General features: G+C 44.1%; 20 protein-coding genes. 17 read left to right on the top strand and 3 right to left on the bottom strand.

Going from position 1 to position 21,380, the window contains the following annotated elements:
* Positions 1 to 29 precede the first annotated feature (29 nt).
* The 8 genes from FXV78_RS16960 (at position 30) to FXV78_RS19005 (ending at position 8,543) form a co-directional block, all read left to right on the top strand.
* A complete protein-coding gene (locus FXV78_RS16960; protein WP_004842956.1) occupies positions 30 to 1,382 on the top strand; it encodes a hypothetical protein in 1,353 nt (450 codons plus the stop codon).
* Positions 1,383 to 1,395: 13 nt separating this feature from the next.
* Positions 1,396 to 3,522 (top strand): hydantoinase/oxoprolinase family protein, encoded by a 2,127-nt coding sequence (locus FXV78_RS16955; RefSeq protein ID WP_009244338.1) that lies wholly within the window; start codon positions 1,396 to 1,398, stop codon positions 3,520 to 3,522.
* 24 nt (positions 3,523 to 3,546) lie between these two features.
* Positions 3,547 to 4,320 carry a hypothetical protein gene (locus FXV78_RS16950; protein ID WP_004842958.1) on the top strand — a complete coding sequence of 258 codons (774 nt, stop codon included), beginning with the start codon at positions 3,547 to 3,549 and terminating at the stop codon, positions 4,318 to 4,320.
* Positions 4,314 to 4,772, top strand: coding sequence for a NanQ anomerase/TabA/YiaL family protein (locus tag FXV78_RS16945; RefSeq protein WP_004842959.1), 459 nt, complete (start codon positions 4,314 to 4,316; stop codon positions 4,770 to 4,772). Before FXV78_RS16950 ends, FXV78_RS16945 begins: the two co-directional genes overlap by 7 nt.
* A 12-nt stretch (positions 4,773 to 4,784) precedes the next feature.
* Positions 4,785 to 5,834, top strand: a complete 1,050-nt coding sequence (locus FXV78_RS16940; RefSeq protein ID WP_004842960.1) for a mannonate dehydratase — start codon at positions 4,785 to 4,787, stop codon at positions 5,832 to 5,834.
* Positions 5,835 to 6,080: 246 nt separating this feature from the next.
* The gene (locus tag FXV78_RS16935; RefSeq protein ID WP_009244337.1) at positions 6,081 to 7,625 is read left to right on the top strand and encodes an ATP-binding protein; all 1,545 of its coding nucleotides are present in this window, start codon (positions 6,081 to 6,083) and stop codon (positions 7,623 to 7,625) included.
* Positions 7,618 to 8,322, top strand: coding sequence for a response regulator (locus tag FXV78_RS16930; protein ID WP_004842962.1), 705 nt, complete (start codon positions 7,618 to 7,620; stop codon positions 8,320 to 8,322). The genes FXV78_RS16935 and FXV78_RS16930 overlap by 8 nt, the downstream gene beginning before the upstream one ends.
* Before the next feature lie 53 nt (positions 8,323 to 8,375).
* Positions 8,376 to 8,543, top strand: coding sequence for a DUF1905 domain-containing protein (locus tag FXV78_RS19005; protein WP_004842963.1), 168 nt, complete (start codon positions 8,376 to 8,378; stop codon positions 8,541 to 8,543).
* Positions 8,544 to 8,640: 97 nt separating this feature from the next.
* Here the strand turns inward: FXV78_RS19005 and FXV78_RS16920 are convergent, their stop codons facing one another.
* Entirely contained in the window at positions 8,641 to 9,294 is a 654-nt protein-coding gene (locus FXV78_RS16920; protein WP_004842964.1) for a Crp/Fnr family transcriptional regulator, read from the bottom strand.
* A gap of 86 nt (positions 9,295 to 9,380) precedes the next feature.
* Between FXV78_RS16920 and FXV78_RS16915 the strand changes: the two genes are divergently transcribed.
* Complete coding sequence (locus FXV78_RS16915) at positions 9,381 to 10,088, top strand: 4Fe-4S binding protein (protein WP_004842965.1); 708 nt, start codon at positions 9,381 to 9,383, stop codon at positions 10,086 to 10,088.
* Positions 10,089 to 10,198: 110 nt separating this feature from the next.
* On the opposite strand, the gene FXV78_RS16910 is transcribed toward FXV78_RS16915, so the two are convergent.
* Positions 10,199 to 10,912, bottom strand: coding sequence for an SDR family oxidoreductase (locus FXV78_RS16910; protein WP_004842966.1), 714 nt, complete (start codon positions 10,910 to 10,912; stop codon positions 10,199 to 10,201).
* 216 nt (positions 10,913 to 11,128) lie between these two features.
* Positions 11,129 to 11,443 (bottom strand): hypothetical protein, encoded by a 315-nt coding sequence (locus FXV78_RS16905; protein WP_004842967.1) that lies wholly within the window; start codon positions 11,441 to 11,443, stop codon positions 11,129 to 11,131.
* Between the two features lie 321 nt (positions 11,444 to 11,764).
* Between FXV78_RS16905 and kdpF the strand changes: the two genes are divergently transcribed.
* From kdpF to FXV78_RS16870, 8 genes are all read left to right on the top strand, one after another.
* Positions 11,765 to 11,842: a K(+)-transporting ATPase subunit F gene (gene kdpF / locus FXV78_RS19000; protein ID WP_073963370.1), complete on the top strand. Its 78-nt coding sequence runs from the start codon at positions 11,765 to 11,767 to the stop codon at positions 11,840 to 11,842.
* Between the two features lie 34 nt (positions 11,843 to 11,876).
* Positions 11,877 to 13,601, top strand: coding sequence for a potassium-transporting ATPase subunit KdpA (locus FXV78_RS16895; protein ID WP_004842969.1), 1,725 nt, complete (start codon positions 11,877 to 11,879; stop codon positions 13,599 to 13,601).
* A 32-nt stretch (positions 13,602 to 13,633) separates the two neighbouring features.
* Positions 13,634 to 15,688, top strand: a complete 2,055-nt coding sequence (gene kdpB / locus FXV78_RS16890) for a potassium-transporting ATPase subunit KdpB (protein ID WP_039959695.1) — start codon at positions 13,634 to 13,636, stop codon at positions 15,686 to 15,688.
* Between the two features lie 13 nt (positions 15,689 to 15,701).
* The gene (gene kdpC / locus FXV78_RS16885) at positions 15,702 to 16,343 is read left to right on the top strand and encodes a potassium-transporting ATPase subunit KdpC (RefSeq protein WP_004842972.1); all 642 of its coding nucleotides are present in this window, start codon (positions 15,702 to 15,704) and stop codon (positions 16,341 to 16,343) included.
* A 9-nt stretch (positions 16,344 to 16,352) separates the two neighbouring features.
* Entirely contained in the window at positions 16,353 to 18,353 is a 2,001-nt protein-coding gene (locus FXV78_RS16880; RefSeq protein ID WP_004842973.1) for a DUF4118 domain-containing protein, read from the top strand.
* Between the two features lie 88 nt (positions 18,354 to 18,441).
* Entirely contained in the window at positions 18,442 to 20,250 is a 1,809-nt protein-coding gene (locus FXV78_RS16875; protein ID WP_004842974.1) for an ABC-F family ATP-binding cassette domain-containing protein, read from the top strand.
* Positions 20,247 to 20,495, top strand: a complete 249-nt coding sequence (locus tag FXV78_RS18030) for a hypothetical protein (protein WP_004842975.1) — start codon at positions 20,247 to 20,249, stop codon at positions 20,493 to 20,495. Before FXV78_RS16875 ends, FXV78_RS18030 begins: the two co-directional genes overlap by 4 nt.
* Positions 20,425 to 21,345: a sugar phosphate nucleotidyltransferase gene (locus FXV78_RS16870; protein WP_009244324.1), complete on the top strand. Its 921-nt coding sequence runs from the start codon at positions 20,425 to 20,427 to the stop codon at positions 21,343 to 21,345. The genes FXV78_RS18030 and FXV78_RS16870 overlap by 71 nt, the downstream gene beginning before the upstream one ends.
* Positions 21,346 to 21,380 lie beyond the last annotated feature (35 nt).

The raw sequence follows: 21,380 nt of genomic DNA, 5'->3' as shown, positions 1-21,380 counted from the left end.
AAAAGAGAGAGAACTAGGGAGGAAATATCATGGAATATGTAATAGGAATCCTGCTGCTCGTCTCATTTGTAGGTCTTGCCGTTTACGCAGTTCGCGGCGGCAACCTGATGATGGGTATGCTGATCATGGGTATTATCTGGACAGTGCTTCCACTGATTGGAAATACTTTTGCAACAAATCCGGAATTTATCGCTGCATATCCGGGAATTACGGACATTAGTTTTGTAGATGCGATCACGAAAGTGTTCCAGTCCGGTCCGGAAGGATGGGGAAGTGTTCTTGTCAATGTTGTGTTTGGTGCATGGTTTGGTCGTGTACTGCTTCAGACAGGAATTGCAGATGCATTGATTCGAAAGGCTGTTGAGCTTGGAGGAGATAAACCAGTCATTATCTGCGTCCTGCTTTCTACAGTAACAACGGCAATTTTCTCTACATTATTTGGTGCAGGGGCAGTTGTTGCGATTGGAGTGATCATTCTTCCGATCTTGATGAGTCTTGGTATTCCGAAGACACTTTCTATCGGTTCTTTTATGTTAAGTGTAGGAGCCGGAATGTACTTGAACCCGGTACTTACCGGACAGTTTCTGGCATTCTTCCTGGGAGAAGACGGAAAACAGCTGATCACCTATGATGATCCGGCACGTCTTCGCTGGGCAGGGATCGGACTTGCTGTACAGCTGATCATGGTGATCGTGATGTGCATGTTTTCTCTGAGAAAGAAGAAAACTGTTCATGCATGGAGTGCATCCGCCGCAAGAAAAGCACGTCCGGGATATGTTCCGACAGTTGCGCTGATCGCACCGATCCTTCCGGTTTTACTGCTGGTTGTATTGAATGTTCCGATCATTCTCGGATTTATCATTGGAAGTTTTTATGCACTGGCAGTTTGTGGAAAACTGAAATCTTTCCGGGGTGCCTGCCGTGTGCTGAATAAAGATTTTTATGATGGTGTAGTTGATACAGCACCGTTGGTTGGATTTCTGCTTATGATTCCGATGTTCAATAAAGCAGCAGAACTTTGTGTTCCTTATTTTAATGCGTTGCTTGGAAATGTAATTCCGCACAATACACTGGTGATCAGTATTGCGTTTGCACTTTTAGCACCACTTGGATTGTTCCGTGGACCGCTGACACTTTTCGGTTGTGGAGCAGCAACACTGGGAATCCTGAAAGGAATCGGATTCTCAACTCCATATCTGTTTGCGCTGATGGTCATTCCTTCTATTACAATGAATGTTTCCATCTGTATGACACAGAGCTGGATCGCATGGGGAGTCAGCTACGCAAAAGTATCAACAAGAGAACATCTGAAAAAGACATTGCCGGTTGCATGGATTGTTTGTATCATCATGCAGGCCATCACTTACATTATGTTTGGTTAAGGAGGAGTTTCAAATGAGTGATAGAAAAGTACGTATGGGTATCGATGTCGGCGGAACACATACAAAAGCCGTTGCCATCGACAATGCGACCCATGAAATTATCGGAAAGTCTTCTGTGAAAACAACACATGATGACAAGGCAGGGGTTGCGACCGGAGTTGTACAGGCATTTCAGAATTGCCTGAGAGAAAATGGAATCGATCCGAAAGATGTGATCTTTGTTGCACATTCTACGACACAGGCGACCAACGCTCTGATCGAAGGAGATGTGGCAAATGTAGGAGTGATCGGTGTCGGTCCGAAAGGTGTGGGCGGCTGGATCGCAAAAGCGCAGACGAATATGAAGGATATCAACCTTGGATCCGGGCGTTTTATCCGGCTTAAGAACCGCTTCATCTGTGATGAAAATCTGTCTGACCAGCTTGTGACAGATACGATTAAATCTCTGGTGGGTGATGGTGCACAGGTTATCGTGGCCAGTGAATCTTACGGTGTGGATGACATGGAAAATGAGACCGGCATCTGCAAGATTGCAAAAGATATGGGTCTGGAAGCGACAGCAGCCAGTGAGATCACCAAGCTTTATGGACTGACCAGACGTACACGTACAGCTGCAATCAATGCGTCCATTTTGCCGAAAATGCTCAATACAGCAAATTCTACAGAACAGAGTGTAAAAAGCGCCGGGGTAGAAGTTCCTCTGATGATCATGAGAGGTGACGGCGGTGTTATGGAGATCAGTGAAATGAAAAAACGTCCGGTCCTTACGATGTTGTCCGGTCCTGCAGCTTCTGTGATGGGAAGTCTGATGTATCTGCGTGCCTCAAATGGTGTATATTTTGAAGTTGGAGGAACAACGACGAATATCGGTGTAATCAAAGACGGACGTCCTGCCATTGATTATTCGAATGTAGGCGGACATCGTACATATATCAGCAGTCTGGATGTGCGTGTCCTCGGTGTTGCCGGAGGAAGTATGGTGCGGGCAGATAAGAGCGGTGTCAAAGATGTGGGACCACGTTCCGCACATATTGCAGGTATGGACTATGCGGTATTTACTCCGGAAGAAGAAATCGTGGATCCGAAAGTCGTATTCTTCAGCCCGAAAGAGGGAGATCCTGCGGACTATGTAGCGATCGAACTGAAAAGCGGAAAGCGGATCACGATCACAAATACCTGTGCAGCGAATGTGCTGGGACTGATTAAACCAGAATATTTTGCCTATGGAAATGCCAATGCGGCGCGCAAGGCAATGCAGCCTCTGGCAGATTACATGGGAAAAACAGTGGAAGAGGTTGCAGAACAGATTCTGACAAGAGCCTATGAGAAAATTGAACCGATCATCATGGAACTGGCAGAAAAATATCGCCTGGAGAAAGATCAGATCAGTCTGGTAGGAGTCGGCGGAGGAGCCGCTTCCCTGATTGGATTCTGTTCGGATAAAATGGGACTTCGCTATTCCATTCCGGATAATGCAGAGGTCATTTCTTCCATCGGTGTTGCACTTGCAATGGTACGTGATGTAGTGGAACGAGTGGTTCCAAACCCGACACCGGAAGATATCCGCTCGATCAAAGCAGAAGCAATTGACAAAGCAGTGGAAAGTGGTGCCGCAGCGGACAGTGTGGATGTTCATATCGAGATCGATCCTCAGACTTCAAAGCTGACAGCGATCGCGCTGGGCTCCACAGAAGTAAAGACAACCGATCTTTTGAAGGAATGTACAGCAGAAGAAGCACGTCAGCTGGCAGCAGAGGATTTAAAAGAAGAACCTTCTGCAATCAAGGAAGAATGTGCAACAAAGAATTTCTATGTATTTGGTACAGACAGAAAAGGAAAACATCCGGTTCGTATTCTGGATAAAAAAGGATTTATCAAAGTGCAGAGAAATGATGGAAAAGCTCTTCTTTGTAAAGCGGGAAGCTACCGGAATGTGGTCTCTCAGATGTGGGAAGAACTGGCGATTTATCAGCAGGATGCCATCCTGCGCCCGGATTACTATATTTGCGCCGGAGCCCGGGTGATGGATTTTTCAGGATCTGTTGATCTGGATAAGATTATGATGCTGATGGAAGTTGAGATGCAGATGATCAATCCATCTGATGATGTGATCATTGTGGGAGCGAAAAACAGTCTGTAATAATAGAAGGGAATATGCAGCAATATGGACAAGAGTGGTAAAAGAAACCGGTTTTTGGATGCGCTGGCAGGCAGAAATGTACAGGAAGAACCAGAAAAGTTTCCGGAAATTCCATTGAAAGATATGGTGCAGACACTGGAGGGTGTGACAGAAGAAGCGTGGGGACGCTATGCATTTGCAAGAGAACCCCTGGAGCGAAAGTTTACGTCACAGGAAAAAGATGCGTACACTGTGAAAGCAAATGCCTGCGGACGGGAATGGGCGAAGCGCATCAGTGAAAAATATGGGACTGAAGATCCGAAGATTCTGGCCGGGAAAATGGGCATGAAAGTAAAGATGCCGAAAGTTCCGACCGGAGGAGGGGTGGTTTTGTTTGCACAGTATGTACAGCCAGATGAGATCACAATCTTTACAGACTGCGTAGATAAGGCGGCTGCGCTTGAAAAACAGTGCGGCTGCCCGCTTCTTAAAAAGGAGCGCCTGTTGGAAATTTTGCTGGCACACGAATTGTTTCATGCAGTGGAGGAACAATATGCAGGAGAAATTTTTACCAGAACAGAGAAAATTGAGCTGTGGAGAAAACCATTCTCCAACCGTTCTGTGATCTCATGCCTGTCAGAAATTGCGGCAATGGCATTTGCCAGACAACTTTCAGGGCTGAGTGTTTCTCCGTATATGCTGGACGTACTGCTTGTATATTCCTATGATAAAAATACTTCTTATGGTCTGTATGATGAAATCTGGAAATGGAACAGGGAAGTATTGTCCGATAAAAATCAGGAGGAAAAAAGATGCTGACGACAAATATTTTACTGGCTGAGAAATACGATTATCTCAGTGAGAAATTTAAAAAAGCGTTTACGTTTTTAAGAGATACCGATCTTGCCGCTCTGCCGGTTGGAAATGTACCGATTGACGGGAACGAAGTGTATGCGAATGTGCAGAGTTATTCTACAATGGATGCTGCAGATTGTCCGTTTGAAAGTCATAAAGAATACTTCGATGTACAATATGTAGTGGAAGGAGAAGAATGTTTCGGTTACGAGCCGGTAGAAAATCTGATTCCGTCCGTGGAGTATGATGCAGAGAAGGATCTGATTTTTTATCAGGAACCTGCGGATTTTGGAAGTGTCATTTTAAAAGCCGGGGATTTTGCAATCGTGCCGCCGGAAGACGGACATGCTCCGAGACGAATGACAGCAAATGGTTCCTGTCACGTAAAGAAAATTGTGGTGAAAGTAAGAGTATAGGAGGTAGTTCAAGTGAAGAGTTCATTTCGTTGGTATGGAGACAGTGATCCGGTCACACTCGATAAAATCCGTCAGATTCCGGGAATGCGTTCGATTGTTTCTGCTGTGTATGATGTGAAGCCGGGAGAAGTATGGCCGGAAGAGAGCATCAAACATCTGGTTGATGAATGTGCGGCAAATGGTCTGGTATTTGATGTGGTAGAGTCTATTCCTGTCACAGAAGAGATTAAACTTGGAAGACCGGAACGCGACCGTCATATTGAAAATTACTGTGAGTCGATCCAGCGCTGTGCGAAGTACGGAATCAAATGTATTACTTATAATTTTATGCCGGTTTTTGACTGGACGCGAACCCAGTTGGATAAAGAAGCTGAGGATGGATCTACCAGTCTTGTGATGTACTGGGATCAGCTGAAAGGGCTGGATCCACTGAAAGATGATATCCATCTGCCTGGCTGGGATGCCAGCTACACACAGGATGAGGTGCGTGAATTGATCCGGGCATATGGAGAGCTTGGAGAAGAAGGGCTGTGGGCGAATATTGAATATTTTCTGAAACGGGTGATCCCTGTGGCAGAAGAATGCGATGTCGTGATGGCATTACATCCGGATGATCCTCCGTATCCGATTTTTGGATTGCCGAGGGTGATTACATGTGAGAAAAATATTGATCGTTATTTGTCGATCGTGGACAGCCCGGCAAACAGTCTGTGTCTTTGCACAGGTTCGCTTGGAAGCTCCCCTGACAATGATATCCCTGCAATGGTGCGTAAATATTCCGCAATGGGGCGTATCGGCTTTATGCATATCAGGAATGTGAAGATTCTTCCGGACACATCGTTTGAAGAGTCAGGTCACTTGACGCAAAAAGGTTCTCTGGATATGAATGCGATCGTGAAGGCGCTAGTTGAAACGGGATTTGAAGGATATTTCCGTCCGGATCATGGACGCATGATCTGGGGAGAGAGCGGAAAGCCGGGATATGGTCTTTTTGACCGGGCGCTGGGAAGTGCGTATATCAATGGTCTGATCGAAGCAAATGGCGGAGTTATCGAAGAATAGGAAAAGGGACAGCACAATATTTTTTTCTGTCATAATATAGTATACAGCGGTCATGTTATATTCGGCATGACCGTTTTTTTATTTTTATCTGTCATAATGTGTTGATATTGTCTTCATATTTAAATATACTAGTGTAGCAGAGAAAGAATCTTTATAAGATTTTAATGGAACCAAAAAAGTTTTCATGCAGTTTTTAGATATGAAGTGTTAAATTTGACAGGAAGTGAAAAATATGGGAGCGAAGATATGAAACAGGAACAGATGAAAATCTGGGAAAGATTTTTAAAAGGGCTGCTGGTAATGACAGGGATCCTTTTTATAGCAACTGGAATTGGATATTTATTCCGGTATCTTGGATTTTCAGAAGAAAATATCATTATTGTATACATTTTAGGGGTTCTGATCATTGCAATCATTACGGTCAACAGAGGATGGAGCGTATGCTATTCGCTGCTCAGTGTGTTGTTGTTTAATTTTTTGTTTACAGAGCCACGATTTACGTTTTCTTCGTATGATTACGGGTATCCAGTGACATTTGTAACGGTGTTTATTGCAGCCATGATCGTCAGTAACCTGACCATACAAATCCGTAAGCAGGGGTATCGGGCTGAGCAGATGGCTTTACGTACCCGCATCCTGTTGGAGACGAATCAGATGCTCCAGAAGGCGAAGAATGCGGATGAGATGATTGAAGAGACTGCAAGGCATCTGATGCGCATGATGGGAAAAAATGTGATATATTATCGGGCAGAGGATGGAATACTTTCTGAGCCCAGGTTTTGTATGGCAGAACCTGGTGCAGCCAAGATGTTATACTTGCAGCAGCGGGAACGGCAGGCTGCGCAGTGGGTGTTCGAGAATCGAAAACGCGCAGGAACAGGAATGGATCAGTATCCGGATGCACATTGCCTGTATCTGGCAATCCGAAACGAAGACATGGTCTATGGCGTGATCGGAATTGCTCTGGAAGGGATGATGATGGATGTCTATGAACAGAACCTGATTTTATCCATTTTAGGGGAATGTGCACTGGCATTGGAAAAAGAGGGCTATAACAGAAAACGGGAAGAAGCGCTTGCACAGGCAAAGAATGAGCAGTTAAGAGCAAATCTCCTGCGTTCGATTTCTCATGATCTTCGGACGCCTCTGACGAGTATTTCGGGAAGTGCAGGGATTCTTCTGAACAGTGCGTCAGCGCTTGGTGAAGAGAAGCAAAAACAGCTTTATAAAGGAATTTATGATGATTCCATGTGGCTGATCAATCTGGTGGAAAATCTTCTGTCTGTGACGCGGCTGGAAGACGGGACTATGAATCTGAATCTGCAGATCGAATTGGTGGATGAGGTGATTGAGGGGGCGCTGAAACACATCAGCCGGGATCATTCGGACTATGAATTGAAATTTATTCATTCGGAAGAGCTGCTTCTGGCAAAAATGGATTCCCGTCTCATCATCCAGGTTATTATTAATATTGTGGACAATGCATTGAAATATACGCCGAAAGGCTCTAAAATAGAGATCTATGCAAGAAAAGAAAATCAGATGATCGCGATTTCCATTGCAGATAATGGAAAAGGAATTGCGGATTGTGCAAAAGAAAAGATTTTTGATATGTTTTATACTGCAGACAGTAAAGTTGCAGACAGCAGAAGAGGTCTTGGACTGGGGCTGTTCCTCTGTAAGTCGATCATACAGGCGCATGGGGGAACGATTCAGGTAGCAGATAATGTTCCACATGGTACGATTTTTACATTTACACTGCAGGCAGAGGAGGTTACTTTGAATGAATAAACCATTGATTTTAGCGGTAGAAGATGATACAGCAGTAAGAAACTTGATTACAACTACATTAGAGACACAGGATTACCGTTTCCATACGGCGGCCAACGGTGCTCAGGCAATTTTGGAAGCAGCGTCTCAGAAACCGGATATCATGCTTCTGGATCTGGGGCTTCCGGACATGGATGGAGTGGAAGTGATCAAAAAAATCCGTTCCTGGTCAAATCTGCCGATTATAGTGATCAGTGCGCGGAGTGAAGACAGGGATAAGATTGAGGCGTTGGATGCAGGTGCGGATGACTATCTGACCAAGCCGTTTTCTGTAGAGGAGCTTCTGGCAAGACTGCGTGTGATCCTGCGAAGACTTCAGTATATGGAATCCAGCTCATCTCAGGAAGAAAAAGAATTTGTCAATGGAGACCTGCGGATTGATTATGTGTCCGGCTGTGTGTATTTAAAGGGGCAGGAACTGCATATGACATCCACGGAATATAAACTTCTGATTTTGCTTTCAAAAAATGTTGGAAAGGTATTGACTCATACATATATTACGAAAGAAATCTGGGGAAGTGCCTGGGACAATGATGTAGCTTCTTTGCGGGTGTTTATGGCAACGCTCAGAAAGAAGATTGAAGAAAATCCATCTCAGCCGAAATATATCCAGACACATGTGGGGATTGGATATCGTATGTTGCGGGTGGCGCAGTGACAAAGTGAGGTTTTACGGGGCTGTGATGGCAGCCCCGCTTTGTTTTCATCTCTATGAAACATAGAAACGAGTATTACTCTCTAAATTCTAATATTGTAAATATGGGAGTTAAAAATCCAGACGGTAGCATTTGTTATATTATTGGAATCCGAAAAGAAATTAGAAACAAGATTGGAAAACAGCCTGGAGATCAGGTAACTGTAACAGTGAAAGAGGTATAGCGATCCGGACATTCCGCAACTCGTACTTTCAGAGGTGGACTTCATCTCATCTGATCAGGTATAGGTTTACAGATGGGAAGTAGTCTGAGAGAACAGACTACTCCGGCAGCTGGTGAAGAACGAATTGATTCTTGCGGAATTCCAGAATTCCTTCGTCGCGCATTTTTCCAAGTTCTTTCGAGAGGGCACTGCGATCCAGGTTGAGATAATCTGCCAGTTCCTGTCGGTTAAAAGAAATTTGAAAGACCGTGCTTTCGGCTTTGGACGCCTGAGAGGACAGATAGATCAGCAGACGTCCCCGGATGGTCTTTGGGGTTGTGCAGAAAATCCGGTTGGACAGGATGAGATTTTTGTAAATGGAAATTCGAAGGAGATTCTGCATGATCTTGTCCGTCCAGAGAGTATCTTTATAGCGGGGCTGCATCAAAGTCTCCAGATTCAGGAAAAGAAGATTTGTATATTCAGCGGCTACTGCATTCACCATCAAAGGCTCCTGACAAAAAGCGTAGGTTTCTGCAAATACTTGTCCTGCCGAGATGTTGCTCAGCAGACTTTTATTTCCCCAGAGATCTACATTTTCGATATTAACACTTCCCGTCAGAACAATTCCGATTTCTCGGACGGATTCTCCCATTCGAAAAATAAGTTCATTTTTTTCAAAAGACTGCTGACGCATGCAACTGCAGTTTTGCATTTCGTTCCATTCATTTTCTGTAATTCCCTGAAACAGAGGGGTCTGAACTTTTTTCATAAAATCTTCCTTTCTGTGGTTATAACAACCGAAATATTGCCTTGATTGTACTATACTTGAACTACAAAAACAAGGGAGGAATCAAGATGATCAGAAGAATTATTCAGATAGATGAAGAAAAATGCAACGGATGCGGAGTCTGTGCAGCTGCATGTCATGAAGGTGCAATCGGGATGGTCGATGGAAAGGCAAAACTGTTAAGGGATGATTATTGTGACGGTCTGGGTGACTGTCTGCCGCAGTGTCCGACAGGAGCAATCCGTTTTGTGGAGCGGGAGGCTGCCCCATACGATGAGCAGGCAGTGCTGGAAAACCAGAGAAAAAAAGCAGAGCAGTCAACGACAGAATTTTCCGGCTGTCCGGGACAGCGAATGAGACAGCTTCATCCAGAAAGCGGTCATAATACCGAGCAAAAGTGTGCCGCACAGTCGTCACAGCTGGCACAGTGGCCATGCCAGATCAAACTGGTTCCGGTACATGCACCGTATTTTAATGGGGCGAAACTGTTGATTGCTGCAGATTGTACAGCTTATGCATACGCAAATGTACATCAGGAGTTTATGCGTGGAAAAGTAACACTTATTGGATGTCCTAAGCTGGATGAAGGAGATTACAGTGAGAAGCTGACACAGATCATTGCGGAAAATGAGATTCAGAGTGTAACAATTCTTCGTATGGAAGTGCCATGCTGCGGAGGCCTGGAAATGGCGGCAAAGAAAGCACTGCAAAACAGCGGAAAATTTATTCCATGGCAGGTCGTGACAGTTTCGATTGGCGGAAAGATTTTAGATTAGGATTTTATAGAATGAAAAATATCAGTAAATCAGAAGTGGTTGTGTTCGGAAAATGTAATACTTAAGGTTTCAAAGTGGGGGTATCATGTATTGTGATACGCCCCTCTTTCTCAATTATTTTCCTGATTCAGAGTCCATCCATAATCATTGTGGTATATCATCTGCTTCGTCATGCCGCCGTCAATACATATATTTTCCCCAGTGATAAAACCTGCTTTATCGGAACAAAGGTATAGTACCATATTGGCAATATCCAGGGAATTCCCAACGCGGCCGGCAGGGTGTTGAATCACATCTGCACCGTCATATTTTGTGTAAGCGGTATCGATCCAACCGGGAGATATTGAATTTACACGAACTTTCCCGGCAAGACTGACAGCAAGGGAGTGCGTAAGAGCTGCTATACCGCCTTTAGCAGCAGTGTAGCTTTCAGTCTGTGGCTGACTCATACGGTCCCGGGAGGAAGAGATATTTACAATTGCCGCATCAGGAGCAAAGTACGGAAGAAAAAGCTTTGTAAGATAGAATGGCGCTGTTATGCCTACTTTTAAAGCGTAGTTAAATTCTTCATAGGAACATTCCTCGATCCCTTTCATTAGCGGCAGTGCGTTATTGATCAGATAGTCTACCTTGCCATAGTCAGCAATTACTGTTTCCACAAAGCGGTGCAGAACTTCTTTTTCAGCCAAATCGCCGACAAAGTAATCATTTGGCTGTTTGTCGATGATACAGACAAAAGCGTTGTTCTTTTTAAATTCTTCGGCAATACATTTTCCAATACCTTGTGCGCCGCCTGTGATGACAACTACTTTGTTGTGAAACATTGTGCAAAACTCCTTTTTGTTTTTAGCATACTATAGAATGTTATAAAAAGCCACTGAGTTTCTTAAGATTTCGGGGGAATCTGCAAATGTAACAAGGTATACTTTTGGGACGAAGAGGTCAATGCCAGAATATTAACCGCGATAAAAAATGCAGGAAGCAATTCGACGGTTCTTCCAGAAGGCGGAACGTCCGTATCTACTGAGTTCAAAACTTATTTATAATTGTTTATCAAAATATATTATTGCAGAAAGTTCAAGAAGATTACGGGCTCCAATGTAAAATAGACAAAAAATGGTTAGTCGTTGTATGGTGATTGTAGATTGGCTGTCTACGAAAATGGGCAAAATTAAAAGTACTATTATTAAAAGCCAAGTGGAGATACTGGCAATTCTGTATGATTTTAGTTGTATCATTTCCCACCGTTCATCCCCCATATAATTCATCTGTTTCTTAGCTTTAAAAATATATAGGCTGAGTGTTACACCTAATGAAACAATAAGAAAAAATAAAATTATAGTTTGTTCATTCATATTAGTTCTCCTTCCTATATTCAAAAATTTTGTCGATCGAAACCTCAAATATTTCTGCAATTTTAAATGCTAATTCAAGAGAAGGTGTTTCACAATCCCCCTTTTTTCACCCGAATCTTTATACCATCTTTATACGAATCCATTTCAGCTTAATACAGATTTTATTTGCAATGTCCTACAATAGGGAACAGCAAGGAGGAAAAAAATATGATGGATTTAATTGCACTAGGAATTTTAATTATTTGTTTTGGATGTGTAAAATTATTTGCGAATTTTTGTGAATCGCTGATCAATCCAAAAGAAAAATAGGAGGATATAAAGATGATCGTTCTTGGAATTTTAGTTTTATTACTTGCCGGATATCTTGTGTATGCGCTGATACATCCGGAGAAATTGTGAGAAAAGAGAAAGGACAGCAACAGGAGGAAGAGAGATGTTACAGATTATACTCACACTGGCAATTTTCTTGATACTGGTCATTCCGATGGGAAAATATATGTATCACATTGCCACAAAGCAAAAAACATTTGCGGATAAGATGTTCAATCCGATCGACAATTTTTTATATAAAATTTGCGGAATCAAACGAGAAGACATGGGCTGGAAAAAGTACGCGATGTCTTTAGTACTGGCAAATGCAGTAATGGTATTTATCGGTTATTTGATTTTACGATTACAGAATTTGCTGTTTTTAAATCCGAACGGAGCTGATGGAATGGAGGCAAGTCTTTCCTTCAATACGATCATCAGTTTTATGACAAATACAAACCTGCAGCATTATGCAGGAGAAAGCGGTCTTTCTTACGGAAGTCAGTTGTGTGTGATCATTTTTATGATGTTTACCTCAGCTGCCAGCGGTTATGCAGCATGTATGGCATTTTGCCGCGGAGTTTCCGGAAGAAAGATGGGAAACTTTTATGAAGATGTGATCCGCGTAACGACCAGAATCCTGATTCCGTTTTCGTTTGTAATCGGTCTTCTTCTGGTAAGTCAGGGAGTGCCGCAGACATTACAGGCAAATGAAACGATACAGACAATCGAAGGAAAGATGCAGGATCTGGCACTTGGACCGGTAGCCGCACTGGAAGCAATCAAGCATCTGGGAACAAACGGAGGTGGATTCTTCGGTGCAAACTCAGCGACACCGTTTGAGAACCCGACTGTTATTTCTAATATAATAGAAACGATTTCCATGATGATACTTCCGGGCTCTTGCGTTGTAGCATTTGGCCATATGATCCATGACAACAGAAAAGAAAATGCAGCGAGAAAAGCAGTTGCACCAAAACAGTTTGGTAAGCCAATGCTGATGGGAAGACAGGCAGCAGTGATTTTCGGAGCAATGTCCATCCTTTTTGTAGTAGGACTTGTAATCTGCTATTCTGCTGAGATGGCAGGAAATCCGGTGACTCATTCACTGGGACTTGCACAGGCAGGAAATATGGAAGGAAAAGAAACTCGCTTTGGAATCGCGCAGTCTGCAATATTTACAACGGTGACAACATCCTTTACAACAGGAACTGTTAACAACATGCATGATTCACTGACACCGCTTGGCGGTCTTGTTCCAATGCTCCACATGATGCTTAACTGTGTGTTCGGCGGAAAAGGTGTGGGTCTGATGAATATGGTTATGTATGTGATCCTGGCAGTTTTCATCTGTGGCCTGATGGTAGGACGTACACCGGAATATCTGAATAAAAAAATTGAAGGCAGAGAGATGAAGCTGGTGGCGCTTGTGATTTTGATTCATCCACTTTTAATTCTTGGATTTTCTGCATTGGGTGTGGCAACACAGGCAGGAACAAGCGGCATTACGAACCCGGGATATCACGGACTGAGTCAGGTTCTGTACGAGTTTGCCTCTTCTGCGGCGAACAATGGTTCCGGATTTGAGGGACTGGCCGACAACAGTGTATTCTGGAATATCACGACCGGGCTGGCAATGTTCTTTGGAAGATATTTTTCCATTGTAGCACAGCTTGCAATCGCAGGATCTCTGCTGGCGAAAAAGAAAGTGAACGAATCAATCGGTTCGCTAAAGACAGATAATGTAACTTTTATGATCATTCTTGTATTTATTGTATACATTTTTGCCGCTCTGACCTTTTTCCCGGCGCTGGCACTTGGACCGGTAGCTGAGCATCTGTCCTTATGACAGTAGAAAATGAGCGGAAAGGAGAATCCAACATGGCTAAGAAAGATAAGACAAAATTTATTACAAAGGATATTTTAAGATCCTCCATTCTGGGCGCATTTCAGAAACTGGATCTGCGCTACATGATAAAAAATCCGGTCATGTTTGTCGTAGAAATCGGATTTCTGTTCACTCTGGTCCTGACAGTGTTTCCAACACTGTTTGGCGGAAGTGAAGAATATCGCGTGTACAACGGAGTTGTAACAGTCGTACTGTTTGTGACCGTGTTATTTGCAAACTTTGCAGAGTCCGTTGCAGAAGGAAGAGGAAAGGCACAGGCAGCTTCTTTGAAAAAGACAAAGCAGGATACAAAAGCAAGACTGCTTCTGGCAAATGGAGAAGAGAAAGTGATCAATGCTTCTGAACTGAAAAAAGGAGATATCGTGCTTGTAAAGACCGGAGAGGTGATTCCGAACGATGGAGAGATCATCGAAGGTGTTGCATCTGTAGATGAATCTGCAATTACGGGAGAATCCGCCCCTGTTACAAGAGAGGCGGGAGGAGATTTTTCCTCTGTGACAGGAGGTACGACAGTTGTTTCTGACTGGTTAAAGATTAAAATCGTGGCAGAACCCGGACAGTCTTTCCTGGATAAAATGATTGCACTGGTAGAGGGCGCATCCAGACAGAAATCTCCGAATGAGATCGCGCTGAACACACTGCTGATCGTGCTGACTTTGATTTTTCTGATCGTGATTGTATCTCTGTACCCGTTTGCACAGTATCTTGGAGTACAGATGCCGATTTCCTGGCTGATTGCTCTGATGGTATGTCTCATCCCGACAACGATCGGCGGTCTGCTTTCAGCTATTGGAATCGCGGGAATGGACCGTGTGACCAGATTCAATGTAATTGCCATGTCCGGAAAAGCAGTTGAGGCATGCGGAGATGTGGACACGATGATTCTTGACAAAACAGGAACCATTACATACGGAAACCGCCTGGCAGCAGAATTTTATCCGGTCAAGGGTGTTGCAAAAGAAGATCTGACAGATTATTGTGTGATGTGTTCTTTGATGGATGCCACCCCGGAAGGAAAATCTACAGTAGAACTGGGAAGAAATTTTGGGTGTGTGATCGACGATGGCGCAGCAGACCAGATGGAATTTGTAGAGTTTACTGCACAGTCTAAGATGAGCGGTGTGAATTTAAAAGACGGAACCAGAGTCAGAAAAGGAGCTTCCGAAGCAATCAAGACTTTTGTGAAAGAAGCAGGCGGAATCATCCCGTCGGATCTGGAAGGGATTGTAACAGAAGTTTCAAATCTTGGAGGAACTCCGCTTGTTGTATGTGTAAACAACAAGATTTTAGGTGTGATCTATTTGAAGGATACAGTAAAACCAGGACTGGTGGAGCGTTTTGAAAGACTTCGCGAAATCGGAATCAAGACAATCATGTGTACCGGTGATAATCCGCTGACAGCAGCAACGATTGCGAAGGAAGCAGGAGTTGACGGTTTTATTGCAGAATGTAAACCGGAAGATAAAATTGAGGCGATCAAAAAAGAGCAGGCAGAAGGAAAAGTGGTTGCCATGACAGGTGACGGTACAAACGATGCTCCGGCGCTGGCACAGGCAGATGTTGGTCTGGCAATGAATTCCGGAACACAGGCGGCCAAAGAAGCAGCAAATATGGTGGATCTGGATTCAGACCCGACAAAGATTCTGGAAGTGGTGGAAATCGGAAAACAGCTTTTGATCACCAGAGGATCTTTGACCACATTTAGTATTGCGAATGATATTGCAAAATATTTTGCCATTATCCCGGCCATGTTTACGATGGTACTTCCACAGATGCAGATCTTGAATATCATGCATCTTTCTACGCCGGCAAGTGCGATCCTTTCTGCTTTGATCTTCAATGCGATCATTATACCGGGACTGATCCCGATTGCGATGAAAGGTGTCAAGTACAGACCGATGAAAGCAGAGAAAATGCTGCTTCGTAATATGGGAATCTACGGACTTGGCGGAATTGTTGTACCGTTTGTAGGAATTAAACTGATCGACCTGCTGGTAGCACCGCTGCTTGCAATGATCGGAATGTAGGAGGAAGCAGACTATGAAAGCATTTGGAAAAACAGTAGGAAAAACAGTTGTTTTCTGTCTTGTTATGATGCTGATGTGTTCATTTGTGTATCCGCTGGCATTGACAGGGGTCAGCCAGCTTACAATGAAGGCAAAGGCAGATGGAAGTAAAGTTGACAAAGATGGGAACCTCACAACAGATACCAAAGAGGCGGTAGGTTCTGCGCTGATCGGACAGGATTTTACAGAGGACTGTTATTTTCAGGGAAGAGTTTCCGCTGTAAATTACAATACTTATACAGAAGAGCAGAAAGAAAGCGGAGAATATGCAGGTGTTGCTTCCGGTTCTTATAACTACGCAAATTCCAATCCGGAATTAAAAGAGCGGATGGAGAAAGATCTGGAGCAGTTCTTAAAAGAGCATCCGGGAGTGAAAGCAGAGGATGTTCCGGCAGAGCTTCTGACAGCTTCCGGTTCCGGTCTGGATCCACATATCAGTCCGGAATCTGCAGAGGTTCAGATCCCGACAGTGGCAAAGAATTCCGGACTCTCTGAGGAGGAAGTAAAAAAGATCGTAGAAGAAAATACAGAAAAGAAAACACTGGGTGTATTTGGAGAAGAACGGGTAAATGTACTTGGATGTAATCTGGATATTGCAGCGGCAATGGGAAAATAGGAGGTTGCTTTGACAGAGGAAAACAGACCTGATCCGGGGCTGCTGTTGAAAAAACTACAGTACGAGGAGAAGGAAAAAGAGAAACAGACAAAGGGAAAACTGAAAATTTTTCTTGGATATGCGGCAGGATCCGGTAAGACATACGCCATGCTGGAAGCTGCCCATGAGGCAAAAAAGCATCAGGTGGATGTAGTGGCAGGTTATATCGAACCGCACGCACGTCCGGATACACAGGCAATGGCAGAGGGGCTGGAAGAAATTCCGCCCCTTATGGTCGATTATAAAGGAATCCAGCTTCGTGAGTTTAATCTGGATGCGGCGCTGGAGCGAAAACCAAAGCTGATCCTGGTGGATGAGCTCGCCCATACCAATGTCCGAGGAAGCCGGAATGAAAAGCGCTATCAGGATGTACGGGAGCTGCTTCGTGCAGGGATCAATGTATATACCACGATGAATATCCAGCATCTGGAAAGCCTCAATGATCTGGTAGGGAATATTACGAATATAGAAGTAAAAGAGCGTGTTCCTGACAGTGTGTTTGATCAGGCAGATCAGGTAGAGGTGATAGATATTGAGCCGGAAGACCTGATCGAGCGTATGAAAGAAGGAAAGATCTACGGTCCGGTGCAGGCAGAACGGGCGCTGGAGAATTTTTTCCGAAGAGAAAAGCTGGTGGCACTGCGAGAAATTGCACTTCGAAGAAGTGCGGACCGGGTGAACCGGATTGCGGAGGAAGAGAGAAATATTCTGGGAAATACCGGCTATCATACCGGAGAACATATACTGGCATGTATTTCCGCTGCGCCATCCAGCGCCAAGGTGATCCGTACAGCAGCCAGACTTTCCTATGCTTTTCATGCCCAGTTTACGGCACTTTATGTGGAAACACCTGCCATGCAGGAAGCGGGAGAGAAGACGAAACAAACCTTAAAAAGCCATCTGGAACTGGCAAAGGCGCTGGGAGCAAAAATCGTAACGGTGTATGGTGAGGATGCAGCGTATCAGATTGCGGAATACGCGATCGTGAGCAATGTCTCTAAAGTGGTCATGGGAAGAACAAACCACAGGGGAATCTGGCGCAGGCCTAGGATCGAAGTGATGGAGAAGCTGACCCATATGGCGCCCAATATTGATGTCTATATTATTCCGGATATCCGGAAGGCAACGCATAAAAGAGAGGTGCAGATCCAAAGGCGCAGAAAAACGAGCTGGAAAAACGTGTTTCTGGATCTGGCTGAAATTACAGGAGTGATGGCAGTTGCAACACTTGCAGCTTACGTGCTGTGGCTTTTCAGACTGCCGGAATCCAACATTATCATGATTTATATTCTGGGGATTCTGCTGTCCTCTTATATTGCAAATAAGAAAATTTATGCGCTGTATTCTTCTTTGATCAGTGTGTTTGCATTTAATTTTTTCTTTACGGAACCATATTTCAGTCTGAAGGCATATGACAAAGGATATCCGACTACGTTTGTGATGTTGTTTCTGGTGGGATTGTTCACAGCGACACTGACAAGGAGACTGAAACAGCAGAGCAGAGAAAGTGCCAAAAAGGCATACCGGACGGAGATTCTGCTCGAGAACAGTCAGAAGCTTCGAAGATGTAAATCGAAACAGGAAGTGTGGACTCAGGTGGCCGGGCAGGCAGGAAAGCTTTTAAATCTGTCTCTGATCATTTATCCGATGGAAGGATCTCAGATGTCAGATACGCCGCTTTTGTTTCCAAGAAAAGGGATGGATATGCTGCATCTGAAAACCTGTATCAACCGGCAGGAGCTGGCAGTGGCACAGTGGGTGGCGGCGAATCATCATCGTGCGGGAGCATGTACGCACACACTGCCTGACGCCAAAGCCATGTATCTTCCGATCCAGGATGCAAGAGACGTCAAAGGTGTGATGGGAATCCTTCTGGAGGAAAGGCGGCCGATCCAGGAGTTTGAATACGGACTTTTAATCGCGATGCTCAATGAAACAGGAGTAAAGCTGCAGGATACATTTCTGGAATGAAAAGAGTGACTTACCTCCATAAATGTGATAAAGTTAGAGTGTTGTCAAAAAGACAGCAGAATCTAATGAAAGACAATGGAGTTAGCATATGAACCTGTTAAATATTGAACATATCAGTAAAATATATGGAGAAAAAATAATTTTTGATGACGCGTCTTTTGGAGTGCAGGAGGGAGACAAGATTGGGATCGTTGGGATCAACGGGACCGGCAAGACGACTCTTCTGCGGATGATCGCGGGAACAGAGGTGCCGGATGATGGACAGATCATCCGGCAGAATGGCATGAAGATTGCCCATCTGACTCAGAATCCCGTATTTCCGGAAGGCGCGACTATTTTATCTTATGTGCAGAGTGTGGCAGAAGATATGGAGTGGAGAGTACAGAGCAATCTGAATACACTCGGAATCACAGATCATACAATGAAGATTGAGCATCTTTCCGGCGGACAGAAGAGAAGAGTGGCAATGGCAAAGGTTCTGGCAGAGGACTTTGATCTGCTTCTTCTGGACGAGCCCACCAATCATCTGGATGGAGAAATGATCTCCTGGCTGGAAGGGTATCTGCGGGCATACCGTGGAACGGTCATTATGGTCACACATGACCGCTATTTTCTGGATCAGGTCACAAACCGGATTCTGGAGATCAGCCATGGAAAGATGTACAGCTATGATGCCAATTACACAACGTTCCTGGAACTGAAAGCCCAGAGGGAGGAGATGGAACTGGCATCCGAGCGAAAACGGCAGAGCATCCTGCGTATGGAGCTGGAATGGGCAAAACGAGGATGCCTGGCAAGAACAACGAAGCAGAAAGCACGTCTGGAGCGTCTGGAAAGTCTGAAAAACGGCAGTGCTCCGGTGACAGATGATACGATCACGCTGGATTCGGTAGAAACCCGCATGGGAAAGAAGACGATGGAGCTTCACCATGTCAGTAAATCATATGGGGAAAAGGTACTGGTCAGAGATTTTTCTTATACAGTACTCAAAAATCAAAAGCTTGGAATCATCGGACCAAACGGCTGTGGAAAATCGACCCTGATCAAAATGATGGCGGGGCTGGTTCAGCCGGATTCCGGGACGATTGAAGTGGGAGAGACTGTCAAGATCGGATATTTTGCACAGGAAGAACAGGAGATGGATGACAGCCAGAGAGTCATTGACTATGTCAAAGAGATCGGCGAATATATTGTCACCAGAGATGGCAGAATCAGCGCATCGCAGCTTCTGGAGCGGTTTTTGTTTACTCCGGATATGCAATATGCGCCGATCGGGAAATTGTCGGGAGGAGAGAAAAGAAGACTGTATCTTCTGGGGATTCTGGCACAGAATATCAATCTGCTTCTGATCGATGAAGCGGGAAACTATCTGGATATTCCGACACTGACGATTCTGGAAGATTATCTGAATTCCTTTCAGGGGATTGTGATCACGATTTCCCATGACCGCTACTTTTTGGATAATGTGGTAGATCGGATTTTTGAGTTTGACGGAAACGGACATCTGCAGCAGTATGAGGGCGGATATACGGATTATCTGGAAGCGAAAAAGAAAAGAGCATCGCATGCAGTGCAGCCGGAAGAAAAGCCAGAGATGACAAAGTCCAAAAATACTGCAAAAACATGGAAACAGAACAGTCCGGTAAAATTAAAATTCTCATTTAAAGAAGCACGGGAATACGAGACAATCGATGATGATATTGCATCTCTGGAGGAACAGTTGGAGAAACTGGAGCAGGATATTCTGAAAAATGCAACAAACTCGGTAAAACTTTCCGAACTGGTACAGCAAAAAGAGGAAACACAGGCAGCGTTAGATGAAAAAATGGAACGCTGGGTTTATCTTAGCGACCTGGCAGAAAAGATCGAGAGCCAGAAAAACGGACAGCCTGCTTGAAAAAAGTAAAGAAAAATGGAAAATTGTTGTTTTTTGAAAAACAGGACAATGATAAGCTAATATACGAACAGAAAAAGGTACATGTATTTATGTTGTATTTTATTGACGTAAACCAAGGAAAGGAATATACTAATCCTTGCAGAAGGGAAATTGAAAAATATGGAGGTAAACGATATGAAAAAGCCTGTTTTAGTGATTATGGCAGCAGGAATGGGAAGCAGATATGGAGGGTTGAAACAGATTGACCCGGTAGATGAAGATGGACATATTATCATTGATTTTTCAATTTATGATGCAAAAAGAGCAGGATTTGAAAAAGTTGTCTTCATTATCAGAAGAGAGCACGAAGAAGACTTTAGAAAGAGTATCGGGGACAGAGTCAGCAAGTTCATGGAAGTAGAATATGTATACCAGGAACTGGAGAACCTGCCGGAAGGATTTTCTGTACCGGAAGGAAGAACGAAGCCTTTTGGAACAGGACATGCGATTTTGAGTTGTAAAGATGTAGTGGATGGTCCGTTTGCCGTGATCAATGCAGATGATTACTATGGAGTCAATGCATATAAGATGATCTATGACTATCTTTCATCAGGAGAAGACAATGAGAAGTACCGTTATGCAATGGTTGGATATATGCTGAGTAATACGCTGACAGAGAACGGATATGTTTCCCGTGGAATCTGTGACACAGATGAGAATCAGTGCCTGACAGGTATTACAGAGCGTACACACATCGAGAAGACAAAAGACGGAGCAGCATTTACAGAGGATGATGGCAAGACATGGGTTCCTGTAGCATTGGATACGACAGTTTCCATGAACCTGTTTGGATTTACTGCGAGTATGTTAAAGGAACTGGAGAGCAGATTTTCCGCATTTTTGACAGAGAATCTGGAGAAGAATCCGATGAAATGCGAATACTTTCTTCCGGCAGTCGTAGGCGATCTGATCGGAGAAGGAAAAGCCGAAGTAAAAGTGCTCAAATCAGCAGACAGATGGTATGGAGTTACATATAAAGAAGATAAAGAAACAGTTGTGAATGCAATCCGCAGTATGAAAGAGGAAGGAATCTATCCGAAAAATCTGTGGAAATAAATAATTGCAGGAAAAGCAGAATCAGAAAGGAGTCA

It is taken from the genome of Mediterraneibacter gnavus ATCC 29149, assembly GCF_008121495.1.
GTDB lineage: Bacteria > Bacillota > Clostridia > Lachnospirales > Lachnospiraceae > Mediterraneibacter > Mediterraneibacter gnavus.
Note: the sequence above shows the minus strand (reverse complement) of the source record. Positions and strands in the feature narration are given on the sequence as shown.